Origin of the sequence: uncultured Campylobacter sp. (assembly GCF_938045775.1) — a bacterium.
Classification (GTDB): Bacteria; Campylobacterota; Campylobacteria; order Campylobacterales; family Campylobacteraceae; genus Campylobacter_B.
The window spans coordinates 1-2,316 of sequence record NZ_CALIBH010000234.1; the positions used below are offsets into that span (position 1 = coordinate 1).

Genomic DNA, 2,316 nt, shown 5'->3' on the forward strand with positions numbered 1-2,316 from the left:
GGAGCAGCCCGAAACTAAAAACGCTGCGAAAATCAAACTGGCGACTTTTTTCATGAAATTTCCTCTAGTTGGGTTAAAATTTTGTATTTGTAATAGTTATTACGAAACGAACTTAGATTATATTAAAAACTACATAAAGAAAACTTAAATTGAGCCCGTAAAATAATCTACCGAGTGGAATTATAGCGGAATTTCGATATAATCGCGCTAAAATTTTAAAGGCTTTTTATGAAAAGAATTCTTACTATCGCGGGTTCGGACAGCGGCGGCGGCGCGGGCATCCAAGCTGATATCAAGACGATTAGCGCACACAAGATGTTTGCTATGAGCGCTATTACGGCGCTTACAGCGCAAAATTCGCGCGGCGTATTCGGCGTGCTGGACGTTCCACCGCATTTTGTAGAGGCGCAGCTCGATGCGATTTTTAGCGATATCTTTCCGGATGCCGTTAAAATCGGAATGATCTCCAATGAGGGGGTTGCCGAAACCATCGCAAAGAGCCTGAGCAGGCACGGCGCAAAAAACGTCGTTTTAGATCCCGTGATGGTCGCTACTAGCGGCGGAGTTTTGATGAAACAAAGCGCGCTGCATGCGCTAAAATATAAGCTCGCCCCCGCCGCAGAGATCATCACGCCCAACGTGCGCGAGGCCGAGGTTTTGGCGGAGATGAAAATTTCAAGCTTAGCAGGTATGCGCGCCGCGGCAGTTAAAATTTCGCAGTTTTTCGGCGGCGCGATTTTGATTAAAGGCGGCGATCTTGCGGGTGCAAGCGAGGCTTGCATTGCGACAGAAGCAGGCACGGCAGAAATGAATATAGCGCGAAATTTTAATGCTTCGCAGCGCGAGATGGGCGAAAACGGGGCGCTCAAAAATTCTGCGGGTTTGACGGAGCGCGCAAATTTCGCGGATGAAAATTTTACTAGCGAAGGCGTAAATTTAGCGGCGGGCGCGGAGCCCTCTTTTGAACAAAATTTATCCGCAGCGCCTTTATATGACGGCTTTAAACCGAGCGGCGAGGACGAGGGCGGCGATTTGAGAAATTTCGCAGTCGATATTTTGTATGAAAACGGCAAATTTTACGAATTTTCGGCGCCTAAAATTGCTACGCGCAACACCCACGGCACGGGCTGCACGCTCTCAAGCGCAATCGCGTGCGCGCTGGCGGTGGGGCTTAGTCTGCCCGCAGCCGTCGCCCATGCTAAGGGCTTCGTGCGCAGGGCGCTTGGCTGGGGTGAGCAGATCGGGCGCGGATGCGGCGCGATAGATCATTATTTTACGGTCCAAGATCCCTTCGGCGCGGATTTTGGCGGATCTTGCGCGAATGAAATCAAAATTATCGTCCCGGATTAAAATTCCAAGCGCTCGCCCAGATCCCTGCATTCGTAAAATTTCAAAATTCCGCTGCTAATTAAATTTAACCTAGCGGCACAAGATCGTACAAACGGTTCGTCGCGACTTGTGATAAACGGCGGAATTTCGTGGCTAAAAAGCGTGTTGCGGGAGTAGTGCGCTTAAAATTTTAGTTAATTTTTAGGCATCATAATCCGCGTAGAATTTTAAAGAATTTTTGAATTTTATTGTAGGGTTCGTGCTGCAAGTTAGAGCTTTCCTTATTTGCCTTATGCTATAGCTCTGCTTCGTGGCATTGTTAAATTTGCGTTATTTCTTATAGGTCTTTATGCGCGAAAAAAGTGGATTATAAATATAAACTAGTCATTCATTCACTACTCGCGTTGCTCAAGGTAGATGCATCGCATTGTATGCCGATGTCGCGCTATACCTGCCGCATTGTGCCCTCTAGCTGCGAACTTAGCGATCCATTCCTTTCGTCTCATATTTGCTGAGTTCGCTAAAATTTCAAATTTCCTCGCAAAAGAGTTATGATGGCTAAAATTACGTAAATTTAGGAATTTAAAATGCGCCGCAAAAAAGGACTACTACTCTTAATCATCGCCTCAGGGATAATCTCTGCCGCAGATAACTGGATCGCATCGCTACTGCTACCTAGCATCGCAGATACGTTTGGGGTGCAGGTAAGCGCCGCCTCCACAGTTTTGACGGCATATCTGATCCCCTATGGCTTACTTCAGCCGGTTTACGGACATCTTAGCGATCGCTACGGCAGAGGTAAAATTTTATTCTTGCTAATGCTTTTTTTGGCGATATTTACGCTTCTTTGCTCCACTGCAAAACGTCTAGTATGGCTTGTTTTATTTCGTTTTTGCACGGGATGCGCGGCGGCGGGTATAATCGCCGTCTGTCTCGGCGTTATAGGCGATACATATGACGAGAAGGATAGACAAAAAATCGTAGCGA

Annotated in this window: 3 protein-coding genes; 2 read left to right on the forward strand and 1 reads right to left on the reverse strand. The window is 47.0% G+C overall.

The genetic code is table 11. The features are described from left to right. On the reverse strand, positions 1-54 hold a 54-nt coding region (locus Q0238_RS12310), incomplete at its 3' end, for a lipoprotein (protein ID WP_363317138.1). 174 nt (positions 55-228) lie between these two features. Here Q0238_RS12310 and thiD point away from each other — a divergent pair. Both thiD and Q0238_RS09660 read left to right on the forward strand, forming a co-directional pair. After that, complete coding sequence (gene thiD / locus Q0238_RS09655) at positions 229-1,350, forward strand: bifunctional hydroxymethylpyrimidine kinase/phosphomethylpyrimidine kinase (RefSeq protein WP_297945590.1); 1,122 nt, start codon at positions 229-231, stop codon at positions 1,348-1,350. Between the two features lie 566 nt (positions 1,351-1,916). Beyond that, positions 1,917-2,316, forward strand: a 400-nt coding sequence (locus Q0238_RS09660; protein WP_297945591.1) for an MFS transporter, incomplete at its 3' end; no start/stop codon positions are given.

What these genes read in the sequence shown, in the direction of transcription:
- thiD (WP_297945590.1), top strand. Translation starts at nt 229, where the DNA reads ATGAAAAGAATTCTTACTATCGCGGGTTCGGACAGCGGCGGCGGCGCG.